Genomic DNA, 14,181 nt, shown 5'->3' with positions numbered 1-14,181 from the left:
CGTCGGGTAAAGCGGCCATGTAGCAGTGCCAAGTAAAAAGAGTATAAATCGTTAATGGGCGCATTGTGCGCCCAACTTGCAGGCGTTGTCTGCGGCTAACTGACCTTAAAGAGATTCACTGTGAAAGTGTTGACTGTTTTTGGCACCCGGCCTGAAGCCATTAAGATGGCTCCTCTGGTGCATGCCTTGGCTCAGGATGAAGCCTTTGAATCGAGAGTCTGCGTGACGGCCCAGCATCGCGAGATGCTGGATCAAGTGTTACGCTTATTTGAGATTCAACCGGACTATGATTTAAATATCATGAAGCCGGGACAGGGATTGACGGAAATAACCTGCCGTATTTTGGAAGGGTTAAAGCCTGTTCTGGCAGAATTTAAGCCAGACGTTATTTTAGTTCATGGCGATACGACCACGACACTATCAACCAGCCTGGCGGCATTTTATCACCGTATTCCTGTCGGCCACGTCGAGGCGGGATTGCGCACAGGGAATCTCTATTCTCCGTGGCCGGAAGAGGCCAACCGTCAACTGACGGGGCATCTTGCTATGTACCATTTCGCACCGACCGAGAATTCCCGCCAAAACCTGCTCCGTGAGATGGTGCCGGAGAACCGCATTTTTGTCACCGGCAATACGGTGATCGATGCGCTGTTCTGGGTGCGGGATCGGGTGATGAATAACCCGGAGTTACGCTCCAGCCTGGCGCAACGCTACCCGTTCCTTGATATCAGTAAGAAGATGATTTTGGTCACGGGTCACCGTCGTGAGAGCTTTGGTGGTGGTTTTGAGCGGATTTGCAGTGCGTTAGCTGAAATTGCCCTTAAGCACCCCGAGGTGCAGGTGGTTTATCCGGTGCATCTCAACCCGAATGTCAGTGAGCCGGTCAATCGCATCTTGAAGGGTATTGATAATATCATTCTGATTGACCCGCAAGATTACTTGCCATTCGTTTATCTGATGAACCACGCTTACCTGATTCTGACCGATTCTGGCGGTATTCAGGAAGAAGCGCCTTCATTAGGTAAGCCGGTGTTGGTGATGCGTGATACCACCGAACGCCCGGAAGCAGTCGATTCCGGTACGGTTCTGTTGGTTGGCACTAATATTAATAAAATTGTCGATGCAGTGACCCGCTTGCTCACTGATGAAACTGCCTATCATCAAATGACACGGGCGCATAATCCTTACGGTGACGGGCATGCCTGTCAACGCATCCTTGAAGCTTTAAAGAATCATCAGGTGACGTTATGAGTTTTGAAACTATTTCTGTTATCGGTCTTGGGTACATTGGTCTGCCAACTGCTGCTGCTTTCGCGTCGCGCAAGAAGAAAGTGATTGGGGTTGATGTCAACGCCCATGCTGTTGAAACCATTAATCGCGGTGCTATCCATATCGTGGAGCCGGATTTAGACAAAGTGGTGAAGATTGCTGTTGAAGGCGGTTACCTGCAAGCGGTGACCAAACCGCTGGCAGCTGATGCGTTTCTTATTGCCGTACCGACACCGTTTAAAGGCGATCACGAACCGGATATGGTTTATGTTGAATCAGCTGCTAAATCTATCGCCCCAGTATTGAAAAAAGGTGATCTGGTCATTCTGGAATCCACCTCTCCAGTTGGTGCGACTGAACAAATGGCCCAATGGCTGGCTGAAGTGCGCCCGGATCTGAGCTTCCCACAGCAAGCCGGTGAAGATGCTGATATCAACATCGCCTACTGCCCTGAACGTGTGTTACCCGGCCAGGTCATGGTTGAACTGATTCAGAATGACCGTGTTATCGGTGGTATGACGCCGAAATGTTCTGCCCGCGCCAGTGAGTTGTATAAAATCTTCCTCGAAGGCGAATGTGTGGTGACTAACTCCCGCACCGCTGAGATGTGTAAGCTGACAGAAAACAGCTTCCGCGATGTTAACATTGCTTTTGCCAATGAATTGTCACTGATTTGTGATGAACAGGGCATCAATGTGTGGGAGCTGATTCGCTTGGCGAACCGTCATCCACGCGTAAATATTTTGCAGCCAGGCCCAGGTGTGGGTGGCCACTGTATCGCAGTTGATCCGTGGTTTATCGTTTCACAAAATCCACAATTAGCTCGTTTGATCCATACAGCACGTTTGGTGAATGACGGCAAACCATTGTGGGTCGTGGATCGGGTTAAAACCGCTGTTGCTGATTGTTTGGCAGCCACCAATAAACGTGCTTCTGAAGTGAAAATTGCCTGCTTTGGCTTGGCATTTAAACCCAATATTGATGACCTGCGTGAAAGCCCGGCAGTCGAAATTGCCCATTTGATCGCCGAATGGCATATCGGCGAAACATTGGTAGTTGAACCTAATGTTGAGCAACTGCCAAAATCACTGGCAGGTCACGTGACACTGAAAGACACCGCGACTGCGTTGCAGCAAGCGGATGTGCTGGTGATGTTGGTCGATCACCGCCAATTCAAAGCAATTAAACCTGAAGATGTGAAGCAATCGTGGATTGTTGACACCAAAGGAGTATGGCGTTGAGACGCATTCTAGTCACAGGCGGGGCCGGTTTTATCGGCTCTGCGGTGGTAAGACATATTATCGATGATACTTCAGACAGCGTAGTGGTGGTGGATAAGCTCACCTACGCCGGAAATCTGGAGTCATTGGCTGTTGTCGCCCAGAGCGAACGTTATGCGTTTGAACAGGTAGATATCTGCGATCGCGCCGAATTGGATCGGGTTTTTGCGCACTATCAGCCGGATGTGGTGATGCATCTGGCGGCAGAAAGTCATGTGGACCGCTCGATTGATGGCCCAGCGGCTTTTATCGAAACTAATGTGGTGGGCACTTACACTATGTTAGAAGCGGCGCGCCATTATTGGCAGCAACTGCACGCTGAGGCGAAATTAGCATTTCGCTTCCACCATATCTCAACTGATGAGGTGTATGGCGATCTGCATGGTACGGATGATCTGTTTACCGAAACCACACCTTATGCGCCAAGCAGCCCCTATTCAGCGTCTAAGGCGTCCAGTGACCATTTAGTTCGTGCCTGGTTGCGGACTTATGGCCTACCGACGCTGGTAACTAATTGCTCAAATAACTATGGTCCCTATCATTTCCCTGAGAAGTTGATACCGCTGGTTATTCTGAATGCGCTGGCGGGTAAACCGTTACCGGTGTATGGCAATGGCGCACAGGTACGCGACTGGTTGTATGTCGAAGACCACGCACGGGCTTTGTATCAGGTGGTTACCGAAGGTGTGGTGGGCGAAACATACAATATTGGCGGCCATAATGAGCGCAAAAATATTGAGGTGGTTGAGACCATTTGTACACTTCTGGATGAACTTATCCCCACCAAACCGGCCGGAATTGTGCATTACCGTGACCTGATTACTTATGTCAAAGACCGTCCAGGCCACGATATGCGCTATGCCATCGATGCCGGCAAAATTGAGCGGGAATTAGGCTGGCGGCCACAGGAAACCTTCGAAAGTGGCATCCGCAAAACCGTATTGTGGTATTTGAATAATGAATCGTGGTGGCGGCGGGTTCAGGATGGTTCTTACGCCGGTGAGCGTTTGGGCTTAAGCGACTGACGATAGGTTCGTAGTCTATTAATCACTGGGATGACGTCATCCAGTAGTTTGCATGATGTTTTGCCTGTGTATAACGTCTGCCTGATGGTTTCAGGAGATTGTATGTTTCAGGAGATCGTATGAAAGGCATAATTCTGGCTGGTGGTTCCGGTACCCGTTTGCACCCCATCACCCGTGGCGTTTCTAAGCAACTGCTTCCCGTCTATGATAAACCGATGATTTACTATCCGCTGTCAGTGCTGATGCTGGCAGGGATCCGTGACGTCTTGATTATTTCCACCCCAGAAGATTTGCCATCATTTCAGCGCTTGCTGGGTAATGGTGATGAGTTTGGCATTCATCTAAGTTATGCCGAACAACCGAGTCCCGACGGATTGGCACAGGCATTTATTATCGGGGAAGAATTTATCGGCAATGAACCTTGCTGCTTGGTTCTTGGCGATAATATCTTCTTTGGTCAAGGTTTTAGCCCGAAACTGAAACATGTGGCGGAAAGGACCAAAGGGGCAACCGTTTTCGGTTATCAGGTGATGGATCCCGAGCGTTTTGGTGTGGTGGAGTTTGATGACAATTTCCGCGCGTTGTCTATCGAAGAGAAACCAAGTCAGCCTAAATCCAAATGGGCGGTGACCGGGCTTTATTTTTATGATAATCAAGTGGTTGATTTTGCTAAAAAAGTCAAACCATCGTCGCGTGGTGAACTGGAAATTACCAGTATCAACCAGATGTATCTGGAACGTGATGAATTAACCGTTGAGCTCTTAGGCCGTGGTTTTGCCTGGCTGGACACAGGGACGCATGACAGCCTGATTGAGGCCAGTACCTTTGTACAAACCGTTGAAAAACGGCAAGGTTTCAAAATTGCCTGTCTGGAAGAGATCTCCTGGCGTAATGGCTGGTTGGATGATGACGGTGTCAGGCGTGCGGCGACTGCACTAGCCAAAACCGGTTACGGCAAATATCTATTGGATCTGTTACATGCCCGTCCACGCCAGTATTGAGCCCTTGGCCTGGGAAAGTGAATTTTTCCAGCGCCACAGTGCAAAACTGATTTTCTCCGACTCAGCCCCGCAGCTTAACCCGGCTGAGTTGGACGCTTTTACGCTTACCCAAGCTAAAGTACCTACCCATCGGCTTGATCTCATTGATTCTCTTGGTCAACTCGATTTCCATCTGGTTGAAGGAGAAGTCGATCTCTCGTTAGCCATTGATGTAAAAAATGTAATTGGCACGGAAAATGCTTCATCTGAGGCCGATGTCACTGTATCCAGACACCGAGTTGCAACGGCGGCGGATATCCCGCAATTGCGCAGCGTCGCCACCAATGCCTTTGCATTAAGTCGTTTCCGTGCGCCGTGGTATGACCCGCAGGACAGTGGCCGATTTTATGCATTGTGGGCAGAAAAAGCCGTATTGGGTACGTTCGACCATCAATGTTTATTGGTGACTGATACGTTGGGCCAGCCAGCGGGGTTTGTGACGCTACGAGACTTGCAAGATGGCAGTGCGCGTATTGGCTTGTTGGCGGTATTCCCCGAGGCACAGGGTAAAGGTGTTGGTTCATCGTTAATGTCGGCGGCAAAGCAGTGGTGCCAGAGTCATGGGTTACAGCGATTACGGGTAGCCACACAGATGAGCAATATTGCTGCTTTACGTCTTTATATTCGCAGTGGTGCTGCTATTGAGAGCACCGCGTATTGGTTATGCAGGGGATGAGATGATTCCATTTAACGCTCCACCGGTAGTAGGCACCGAACTTGGTTATATGCAGGCCGCGATGGCTAGCGGTAAATTATGCGGTGATGGTGGGTTTACCCGTCGCTGTCAGCAGTGGATGGAGCAGCGTTTCGGTTGTCCGAAAGTTTTACTGACGCCTTCTTGCACCGCCTCACTGGAAATGGCTGCGTTGTTACTGGATATCAAACCCGGCGACGAAGTGATCATGCCGAGTTTCACCTTTGTTTCCACCGCGAATGCCTTTGTGCTGCGTGGGGCAAAAATGGTGTTTGTCGATATCCGCCCAGATACCATGAATATCGATGAAACCAAGATTGAAGCGGCGATTACTGATAAAACCAAGGTTATCGTGCCAGTCCATTATGCAGGTGTTGCCTGTGAGATGGATACCATTATGGCGTTGGCGAAAAAGCATGATCTGTTTGTGGTAGAAGATGCCGCTCAGGGTGTGATGTCCACCTACAAAGGCAAAGCGTTAGGGACTATTGGCCATATCGGCTGCTTTAGTTTCCATGAAACCAAGAATTACACGGCTGGCGGTGAAGGTGGCGCGACGCTCATTAATGACCCGTTACTGATAGATCGCGCTGAAATCATTCGCGAAAAAGGTACCAACCGTAGCCAGTTCTTCCGTGGGCAGGTCGATAAATATACCTGGCGTGATATCGGCTCTAGCTATCTGATGTCTGACTTACAGGCCGCTTATCTGTGGGGCCAGTTGGAAGCCGCAGAACAAATTAACCAACGCCGTTTGGCGCTGTGGCAAGCCTATTATGATGCTTTCAAACCGTTGGCTGATGCTGGGCGCATTGATTTGCCAGTGATCCCCGGTGATGTGGTGCAAAATGCGCATATGTTTTATATCAAACTACGCGATATTGACGATCGTTCTAATTTTATCAGCTACTTAAAAGAAGCTGAGATTATGGCGGTATTCCATTATATTCCGTTGCATGGTTGCCCGGCAGGTGAGGCATTTGGCCGTATGGCGGGTGAAGACCGCTTTACCACCAAGGAGAGTGAGCGTCTGGTTCGCTTGCCTATCTTCTTTAACCTGACTGATGTGAATCAGAAAACGGTCATTAATACTGTTCTGAGTTTCTTCGCCTGATATGTCTCTGGCAAAAGCATCGATTTGGACTGCTGGCTCTACGCTGATTAAAATCGGCGTAGGGTTGTTAGTGGTTAAGCTGCTGGCGGTGACCTTTGGTCCCAGCGGCGTTGGGCAGGCAGGTAATTTTCGCCAGCTAATTACGGTATTAGGCGTGCTTTCCGGCGCGGGTATCTTTAACGGTATTACTAAGTATGTTGCTGAATATCATCAACAACCTGAACGTTTACGTGCGGTACTGGGTACCTCTGCAGCGATAGTGTTGGGGTTCTCCACTCTGCTGGCGTTAATTTTTTTGCTGGCAGCTAAACCTGTTAGTTTTGCGTTATTCGGCCATGGGGATTACCAGAATGTGGTGCGCGCAGTGGCGCTTATCCAGATGGGTATTGCCTACGCCAACCTGTTTTTGGCGATCCTCAAAGGCTATCGCGATGCCATGGGTAATGCGCTGGCGGTGATAGGCGGCAGTCTGATTGGTGTCGTGGCGTATTATCTTTGCTTTCGTATCGGCGGTTATCCCGGCGCATTAGTGGGGTTGGCATTAGTCCCCGCGCTGGTGGTGATACCTGCGGCAGCCATGCTGATTCGCCGCAAGACTATCCCCCTAAGTTATCTTAAACTTAGCTGGGATAAGGCATTAGCCAGCCATTTAGGTAAGTTTACTATCATGGCACTGATTACCTCAGTGACCTTGCCAGTCGCCTATGTGATGATGCGTAACTTGCTGGCAGATAGGTATGGTTGGGATGCCGTCGGGATCTGGCAGGGGGTAAGCAGTATTTCAGATGCTTATCTACAATTTATTACGGCGTCATTTACGGTCTATTTGCTACCCACACTCTCAAGGCTCAAAGCTAAAGCGGATATCTCTCGTGAAATCCTGCGCTCACTGAAATTTGTCTTACCGGCAGTGGCGACCGCCAGTTTGATGGTGTGGCTGTTACGTGATTTTGCTATCTGGCTGCTGTTTTCGCACCAGTTTACCGCCATGCGTGACCTGTTTGCCTGGCAGTTGGTGGGTGATGTGTTGAAAGTCGGGTCGTATGTGTTTGGCTATCTGGTTATTGCCAAAGCCTCTTTGCGCTTTTACATTCTGACGGAAGTGAGCCAGTTCTTACTGTTGACCGGGTTTGCCCATTGGTTAATTCCAATGAATGGCTCTTTAGGTGCAGCACAGGCCTATATGGCAACTTATATCGTCTATTTTGCGCTCTGTAGCTGCGTATTCATTATGTATCGTAGACATTCATCACCGTAGACACTCTTTACAGTAGAAAAAAATGACAACCCTGATTCATGTACTGGGATCTGATATCCCGCACCATAATCTGACTGTGCTGCGCTTCTTTAATGACGTGCTGACAACGCGTGTGCCGATAGAACAGGTGCGGCATTTTATGGTCGCGGCAAAAGAGACAGCACCTTTTTCGTCATTCCCTCAGTTGGATATCGAAACGCACAGCAGCAAGAAAGCTTTGGCTGAGGCGGTTATCGCCCGTGCACAAGCTGATCGCAGCACGCGCTTCTTCTGGCATGGTCAGTTTAATGCCACCCTGTGGCTGGCCCTACTGAGTGGCAAAATCAAGCCACGCCAGGTTTACTGGCATATCTGGGGCGCTGATTTATATGAAGATGCCAAAAGCTGGAAGTTTCGCCTGTTTTACCTATTGCGCCGTATTGCTCAAGGGCGGGTTGGTCATGTTTTTGCGACCCGTGGCGATTTAATCCATTTTCAGCAGCGTCATCCGCGGGTGCCCGCATCGTTGCTCTATTTCCCAACCCGTATGGATCCGGCATTGACGGGGGTTAACATCGAAAAGTCGTTAGCTGGCCCGATGACTATTCTGGTGGGGAACTCTGGTGATACCACCAATCGTCATATCGAGGCGTTGCAGGCCATTCATCAGCAATTTGGCCCTGATGCCCGGGTTATTCTGCCGATGGGGTATCCGGCTAATAATGAGCTGTATATCGAGCAGGTCAGGCAGGCTGGGCTGGCGCTGTTTGCCGCAGAAAATCTGCGTCTCCTGACAGAACAGATCCCGTTCGATGATTATCTGAATATCCTGCGTGAATGCGATTTGGGCTATTTTATTTTTAATCGGCAGCAAGGTATCGGCACCTTATGTTTATTAACGCAATTTGGTGTGCCTTTTGTCTTGAGTCGCAAAAACCCTTTCTGGCAAGACTTGGCTGAGCAGCATATTCCGGTACTTTTCTATGGTGACTCATTGGATGAGCCGTTGATCCGTGAGGCACAGCGCCAATTAGCCGGGCTGGATAAGCAATCTATCGCTTTCTTTAATCCAAATTATATCGAAGGTTGGCAGCAGGCGCTGGCGTTGGCCGCAGGAGAACACCCATGACGCTGGGGCAATTTGGTGGTCTTTTCTGTGTCTATCTGATGGCAGTTATTTTTATCCTGACATTAACCTATCAGGAGTTTCGGCGGGTTCGTTTTAACTTCAATGTGCTGTTTTCAATGCTTTACCTGCTGACTTTCTATTTTGGCTTCCCATTGACTTGTATGCTGGTGTTTCAGTTCGGGGTTGCGGTGGTGCCGGTTGAGTACTTATTGTATGCAATGCTGTCGGCCACGGCCTTTTATGGCATTTATTATGTGAGTTACAAAACACGCCTGACTAAGCCGCGCCGCCAGCCACGGGCGCCGGTATTCACCATGAATCGGGTGGAAACTAATCTGACCTGGATACTGTTGGCACTGGTGGCTATTGGCACTGTCGGCATCTTCTTTATGCAAAATGGTTTCCTGTTGTTTAAGCTCGATTCCTACAGCAAAATCTTCTCCAGTGATGTTTCGGGTGTGGCACTGAAGCGCTTTTTCTACTTCTTTATCCCGGCGATGTTGGTGGTCTATTTCTTGAAACAAGATATGCGCGCCTGGTTTTTCTTCCTGGCAAGCACGGTGGCGTTTGGCATCCTGACCTATGTTATCGTCGGCGGTACCCGCGCTAATATCATTATCGCGTTCTCATTATTCCTGTTTATCGGTATCGTTCGCGGTTGGATAACGTTGTGGATGTTGGCTGCGGCAGGTGTCTTTGGGATTGTTGGTATGTTCTGGCTGGCCCTGAAACGCTATGGTTTGGATGTGAACGGCGCAGAGGCATTTTACACTTTCCTCTACCTGACACGGGATACCTTCTCGCCGTGGGAAAACCTAGGGCTGCTGCTACAAAACTACGACAAAATAGATTTCCAAGGGCTGGCGCCGATTATTCGTGATTTTTATGTCTTTATTCCCAGTTCGCTTTGGCCGGAGCGTCCAGACTTGGTACTTAATACCGCCAATTACTTTACTTGGGATGTGCTGGATAATCACTCCGGGCTGGCTATCTCTCCAACCCTGATCGGTTCTTTGGTGGTCATGGGCGGGGTGCTGTTTATTCCACTGGGTGCCATTGTCGTAGGATTAATCATTAAATGGTTCGATTGGCTCTACGAACAAGGCAAAGCAGAAAACAACCGTTATAAAGCGGCAATTCTGCAAAGTTTCTGTTTTGGTGCGGTATTTAACATCATTGTATTGGCACGGGAAGGATTAGATTCGTTTGTGTCACGCGTGGTGTTTTTCTGCGTGATTTTTGGTGCCTGTCTGGTACTGGCAAAATTGTTGTATTGGTTGTTCGATACCGCGGGTTTGATAACGCAACAGTTACAGCGTCGGGTTAACAAGCCGAAGCGTTCATCCACTCCTGAAACGGGCCGCCAACTGTAAGGATCGTAATGGAACCGAATACTGTTATTCCAAAATATAATGTCCGTGGTTTCGAGATTTGGGGCTTTCGTGATATGGCTCAAACGCTGGATCATTTGCTAAGCAGTGGCCCGGTGAAGACCGGAACGCTGGTGGCAATGAACGCAGAGAAACTGCTCAAAGCTGAGGATGATGCGGCGTTGCGTGAGTTGATCACCGAGGCTGAATATCTGTATGCCGACGGTATCAGTATGGTGCGTGCGATTCGTCGTAAATACCCACAGGCGAAGCTGTCACGGGTAGCGGGTGCAGATTTGTGGGAAGCACTCATGCAGCGTGCCGGGCAGCAAGGGACGCCGGTCTTTTTGGTGGGCGGTAAACCTGACGTGTTGGCAGAAACTGAAGCTAAATTACGCGCGCAATGGAATGTGAATCTGGTGGGTAGCCAGGATGGCTATTTTACACCAGAGCAGCGCGAAGCCCTGTTTGCGAGAATAGCGGCTAGTGGCGCGGCGATAGTGACTGTCGCCATGGGATCGCCTAAACAGGAAATGTTTATGCGTGACTGCCGTAAGTTCTATCCCGATGCACTGTATATGGGCGTTGGTGGCACCTATGACGTCTTTACCGGTCATGTCAAACGTGCACCTAAGATATGGCAGAACATGGGGCTGGAGTGGCTTTATCGCCTGCTGGCGCAACCAAGTCGTATCCGGCGTCAGTTCAAGTTGCTTAAGTTTGTTGGTTATTATTACAGCGGCCGTCTGTAATATTGTCTTTTGGGCAGGGTTTCACCAACCCTGCTGTTATAAAACCTCTCGCATTTATTCCTTCTACCAATATCATCACGCCTTAATTCCATTTTGGAATCGATTATTTAATTTTTATTCCATAAAGTTTTAGTTTCCTGTTTGCTAATCTGACCCAGATACGGAAGGATACCGGCCGGTTAGGGTTATGTGCTCATAATCGCCTTTTATTGTGGGTGGTTTCCCTATTCGTTAACTTGCATAAATTAAAGTAGTCATCATTAGGCTGAACACGTTGGTGCAGTCGTTAGATTTTTTTGTGTGAAAAACGTCTATTTTTAATAAAAACAATAGATTAATTAATAAAAACAACCGGGAAAGCCGGAGCAGACACATCATCAGCTCACAGAGGATATATGGCAGATAACGAAGAGAAAAAAGGATTACACCGTGGGTTGGAAGCCCGGCATATCGAACTGATAGCGTTAGGTGGGACAATTGGCGTCGGGTTGTTTATGGGGTCAGCCAGCACCCTAAAATGGGCCGGGCCTTCGGTATTGCTGGCTTATATCATTGCTGGCTTATTTGTATTCTTTATTATGCGGGCCATGGGCGAAATGCTTTATCTGGAGCCGGTTGCCGGCTCCTTTGCCGTCTATGCCCATAAGTATCTTAGCCCCTATTTCGGCTATCTAACGGCTTGGGGTTATTGGTTTATGTGGATAGCGGTGGGGATATCAGAAATTACCGCGATTGGGGTATACGTTCAGTTTTGGTTCCCAGAAATTCCACAATGGTTACCTGCGATTGCCGGGGTGGCCATAGTGGCGCTGGCTAATCTGGCGGCGGTTAGATTATATGGTGAGCTGGAGTTCTGGTTCGCGATGATCAAGGTTACCACCATCATTGTGATGATTTTGGTGGGGCTGGGCGTTATCTTCTTCGGTTTTGGTAATCACGGACAAGCGATTGGTTTTGATAACCTGACAGCCCATGGCGGCTTTTTTGCCGGCGGGTGGAAAGGGTTCATGTTTGCTTTGTGTATTGTGGTGGCGTCCTATCAGGGGGTTGAGCTGGTGGGCATCACCGCCGGTGAGGCTAAAAACCCGCAAGTGGCATTAAAGCGAGCCATTAATAATATTTTATGGCGCATCCTGATTTTCTATGTTGGCGCGATATTTGTCATTGTCACTATCTTCCCGTGGAATGGTATCGGCACGGAAGGCAGCCCGTTTGTCCTGACATTTGCCAAGATTGGGATAGTTTCAGCTGCGGGTATTATTAACTTCGTGGTGCTGACTGCGGCACTGTCAGGCTGTAACAGCGGTATGTATAGCGGCGGGCGTATGTTGTATGCACTGGCGAAAAATCGCCAGTTACCTGCCTGCCTGACTAAACTGTCGGCCAGCGGTGTGCCAGTTTACTGTATTGCGGTGACGATTCTGTGTCTGCTAGTGGGGTCAAGCCTTAATTACATTATTCCAAATCCACAGCAGGTGTTTGTCTATGTTTACAGTGCCAGTGTATTACCGGGCATGGTGCCGTGGTTTGTGGTCCTCGTTAGCCAGCTGCGTTTCCGCCAGGTACATAAAGAAGCGTTAAAGCAGCATCCGTTTAAATCCATCATGTTCCCGTATGTAAACTATCTAACTATCGCTTTCTTGATATGTGTACTGGTCGGGATGGGGATTAACCCTGATACCCGTTTATCTTTGTTAGTCGGGGTGATTTTCCTTGGATTGGTGTCGGCATGTTATTTCGGACTGAGAATGCATAAACACAACGTTGCTGAAACATCTCCAAAGTAATTGGCGTTGTAGGTAGGCCGCAAGCGAATGACGAATCTGCTGGGAACTGATTTGAATGCTGCTTGCAGTAGTAGCCTTGTAGAGGCCCGGTCCATGGAAGGGCCGGGTACCGAGAGCAGTGAACATCCTTGCGGCTTCAAGTATGAAGGGGATAAAACGTCTATAAAACCAGCGAACAAGGCGAGGTGGGGCTATTAATGGCTAACTTTTGCGGCAGAGTGTGCAAAGCGTAAGCAAACACACCATTTCTTCTAAAAAAGCACTAGACAGCCAAGTATTAAAACCGTAGTATCCTCACCCGCAACGGCGCTAAGCGCCCGTAGCTCAGCTGGATAGAGCGCTGCCCTCCGGAGGCAGAGGTCTCAGGTTCGAATCCTGTCGGGCGCACCATTAATTTTGTGTGCAAGAGCTGCGGTGGTAAGATTGCCGCGTACGACGAAGTAAGCTGTAAAGAAGTTATGGTGGCTATAGCTCAGTTGGTAGAGCCCTGGATTGTGATTCCAGTTGTCGTGGGTTCGAGCCCCATTAGCCACCCCAAATTTTGTGAAACATGCGATGGTGGCGGAATTGGTAGACGCGCTAGCTTCAGGTGTTAGTGTCCTTACGGACGTGAGGGTTCAAGTCCCTCCCTTCGCACCACACAAACATGTAGATATTCATTAATATTTACATGGACATAGGTCGAGAGACCATGTAGAGTGAACAGTAAGAAATCGGCGAGTAGCGCAGCTTGGTAGCGCAACTGGTTTGGGACCAGTGGGTCGGAGGTTCGAATCCTCTCTCGCCGACCAATTTCAGAAGAAACCCCGCAATGCGGGGTTTTTTTTCGTCGGTATAATATCGATTCCCCATCATAGCCCTCTCTTTTCATCCTGTTGTATTGACGGTCGCTAATCCGGCCTCACAGTCTGTCCTCCTTGTATTAGAACCTTTGTTGGCACCCTTTGATCAAATTAGCCCTATAGGGTGACCAGACTGGTGATTTATCAGGTAAAAGAATAGGTGTTGGTTTTTTGCGACAAAAGGCAGAGGCTTTGTCTCCAAACAGAGACATATAAGATTATGATAAAAATAAAGAAAATAAATGATAGTGTATAACGTCGTTTTGTAGCGACAGATCACTTAGACAGTATTGGTCGCGCTATGGCTGGTGCGTTGTATCGCACCATCTATTAGGATGAAAATAAATTTATTATTTATCAGTTGATTAAACGCTTACTCGCGGGTAATTAGATGAAATTGCTCTCGGTTAGATGGAGTTGGCACGCTAAGTGCAATATCTACCCTGTAGATGCTCATCTCACTTATTATGATAGCGTGGTGTTATAGCCAAATTAGCTTCATAAACCCAGAGATGATGCAGAGCCGATTTTAGGGTGCCTATTGTCCATGTAAACGATGTCGAATATCTTCATCACATACCGGGCATAACGTTGAGTGAGGCGCCGACATTGTTGTCTGTAGACCTGAAAATTTTAGACGCT

The 14,181-nt window shown here is 48.7% G+C and carries 11 protein-coding genes and 4 tRNA genes; all 15 read left to right on the top strand.

Going from position 1 to position 14,181, the window contains the following annotated elements:
- The first annotated feature begins 120 nt into the window (after positions 1 to 120).
- Positions 121 to 1,251: a non-hydrolyzing UDP-N-acetylglucosamine 2-epimerase gene (gene wecB / locus Q2T71_RS17880; RefSeq protein WP_372560084.1), complete on the top strand. Its 1,131-nt coding sequence runs from the start codon at positions 121 to 123 to the stop codon at positions 1,249 to 1,251.
- Positions 1,248 to 2,510 carry a UDP-N-acetyl-D-mannosamine dehydrogenase gene (wecC, locus tag Q2T71_RS17875; RefSeq protein WP_372560083.1) on the top strand — a complete coding sequence of 421 codons (1,263 nt, stop codon included), beginning with the start codon at positions 1,248 to 1,250 and terminating at the stop codon, positions 2,508 to 2,510. Before wecB ends, wecC begins: the two co-directional genes overlap by 4 nt.
- The gene (gene rffG / locus Q2T71_RS17870) at positions 2,501 to 3,574 is read left to right on the top strand and encodes a dTDP-glucose 4,6-dehydratase (protein ID WP_372560082.1); all 1,074 of its coding nucleotides are present in this window, start codon (positions 2,501 to 2,503) and stop codon (positions 3,572 to 3,574) included. The genes wecC and rffG overlap by 10 nt, the downstream gene beginning before the upstream one ends.
- Positions 3,575 to 3,693: 119 nt before the next feature.
- On the top strand, positions 3,694 to 4,575 hold the full coding sequence (gene rfbA, locus Q2T71_RS17865) for a glucose-1-phosphate thymidylyltransferase RfbA (protein WP_372560081.1): 882 nt from the start codon (positions 3,694 to 3,696) through the stop codon (positions 4,573 to 4,575).
- Positions 4,553 to 5,290 carry a dTDP-4-amino-4,6-dideoxy-D-galactose acyltransferase gene (gene rffC / locus Q2T71_RS17860; protein ID WP_372560080.1) on the top strand — a complete coding sequence of 246 codons (738 nt, stop codon included), beginning with the start codon at positions 4,553 to 4,555 and terminating at the stop codon, positions 5,288 to 5,290. Before rfbA ends, rffC begins: the two co-directional genes overlap by 23 nt.
- 1 nt (position 5,291) lies before the next feature.
- Positions 5,292 to 6,422: a dTDP-4-amino-4,6-dideoxygalactose transaminase gene (gene rffA, locus Q2T71_RS17855; protein ID WP_372560079.1), complete on the top strand. Its 1,131-nt coding sequence runs from the start codon at positions 5,292 to 5,294 to the stop codon at positions 6,420 to 6,422.
- A 1-nt stretch (position 6,423) separates the two neighbouring features.
- Positions 6,424 to 7,680, top strand: coding sequence for a lipid III flippase WzxE (gene wzxE, locus Q2T71_RS17850; RefSeq protein ID WP_372560078.1), 1,257 nt, complete (start codon positions 6,424 to 6,426; stop codon positions 7,678 to 7,680).
- A gap of 22 nt (positions 7,681 to 7,702) precedes the next feature.
- Positions 7,703 to 8,788, top strand: coding sequence for a TDP-N-acetylfucosamine:lipid II N-acetylfucosaminyltransferase (locus Q2T71_RS17845; RefSeq protein WP_372560077.1), 1,086 nt, complete (start codon positions 7,703 to 7,705; stop codon positions 8,786 to 8,788).
- Positions 8,785 to 10,161 (top strand): ECA oligosaccharide polymerase, encoded by a 1,377-nt coding sequence (gene wzyE, locus Q2T71_RS17840; protein ID WP_372560076.1) that lies wholly within the window; start codon positions 8,785 to 8,787, stop codon positions 10,159 to 10,161. Before Q2T71_RS17845 ends, wzyE begins: the two co-directional genes overlap by 4 nt.
- Before the next feature lie 8 nt (positions 10,162 to 10,169).
- Complete coding sequence (gene wecG / locus Q2T71_RS17835) at positions 10,170 to 10,910, top strand: lipopolysaccharide N-acetylmannosaminouronosyltransferase (RefSeq protein ID WP_083161888.1); 741 nt, start codon at positions 10,170 to 10,172, stop codon at positions 10,908 to 10,910.
- 395 nt (positions 10,911 to 11,305) lie between these two features.
- Entirely contained in the window at positions 11,306 to 12,697 is a 1,392-nt protein-coding gene (locus Q2T71_RS17830; RefSeq protein ID WP_372560075.1) for an amino acid permease, read from the top strand.
- A 313-nt stretch (positions 12,698 to 13,010) separates the two neighbouring features.
- Positions 13,011 to 13,087, top strand: a tRNA-Arg gene (locus Q2T71_RS17825).
- A 71-nt stretch (positions 13,088 to 13,158) separates the two neighbouring features.
- Positions 13,159 to 13,234, top strand: a tRNA-His gene (locus Q2T71_RS17820).
- 15 nt (positions 13,235 to 13,249) lie between these two features.
- Positions 13,250 to 13,336, top strand: a tRNA-Leu gene (locus Q2T71_RS17815).
- A gap of 75 nt (positions 13,337 to 13,411) precedes the next feature.
- Positions 13,412 to 13,488 (top strand) — tRNA-Pro (locus Q2T71_RS17810).
- Positions 13,489 to 14,181 lie beyond the last annotated feature (693 nt).

Origin of the sequence: Yersinia sp. 1652 StPb PI, assembly GCF_041538345.1 — a bacterium.
In the GTDB taxonomy this organism is placed as follows: domain Bacteria; phylum Pseudomonadota; class Gammaproteobacteria; order Enterobacterales; family Enterobacteriaceae; genus Yersinia; species Yersinia enterocolitica_E.
The sequence above is the reverse complement of the archived record's forward strand: the minus strand, read 5'-3'. Positions and strand labels throughout refer to the sequence as shown.

What these genes read in the sequence shown, in the direction of transcription:
- wecC (WP_372560083.1), top strand. Translation starts at nt 1,248, where the DNA reads ATGAGTTTTGAAACTATTTCTGTTATCGGTCTTGGGTACATTGGTCTG.
- rffG (WP_372560082.1), top strand. Translation starts at nt 2,501, where the DNA reads ATGGCGTTGAGACGCATTCTAGTCACAGGCGGGGCCGGTTTTATCGGC.
- rfbA (WP_372560081.1), top strand. Translation starts at nt 3,694, where the DNA reads ATGAAAGGCATAATTCTGGCTGGTGGTTCCGGTACCCGTTTGCACCCC.
- rffC (WP_372560080.1), top strand. Translation starts at nt 4,553, where the DNA reads ATGCCCGTCCACGCCAGTATTGAGCCCTTGGCCTGGGAAAGTGAATTT.
- rffA (WP_372560079.1), top strand. Translation starts at nt 5,292, where the DNA reads ATGATTCCATTTAACGCTCCACCGGTAGTAGGCACCGAACTTGGTTAT.
- wzxE (WP_372560078.1), top strand. Translation starts at nt 6,424, where the DNA reads ATGTCTCTGGCAAAAGCATCGATTTGGACTGCTGGCTCTACGCTGATT.
- Q2T71_RS17845 (WP_372560077.1), top strand. Translation starts at nt 7,703, where the DNA reads ATGACAACCCTGATTCATGTACTGGGATCTGATATCCCGCACCATAAT.
- wzyE (WP_372560076.1), top strand. Translation starts at nt 8,785, where the DNA reads ATGACGCTGGGGCAATTTGGTGGTCTTTTCTGTGTCTATCTGATGGCA.
- wecG (WP_083161888.1), top strand. Translation starts at nt 10,170, where the DNA reads ATGGAACCGAATACTGTTATTCCAAAATATAATGTCCGTGGTTTCGAG.
- Q2T71_RS17830 (WP_372560075.1), top strand. Translation starts at nt 11,306, where the DNA reads ATGGCAGATAACGAAGAGAAAAAAGGATTACACCGTGGGTTGGAAGCC.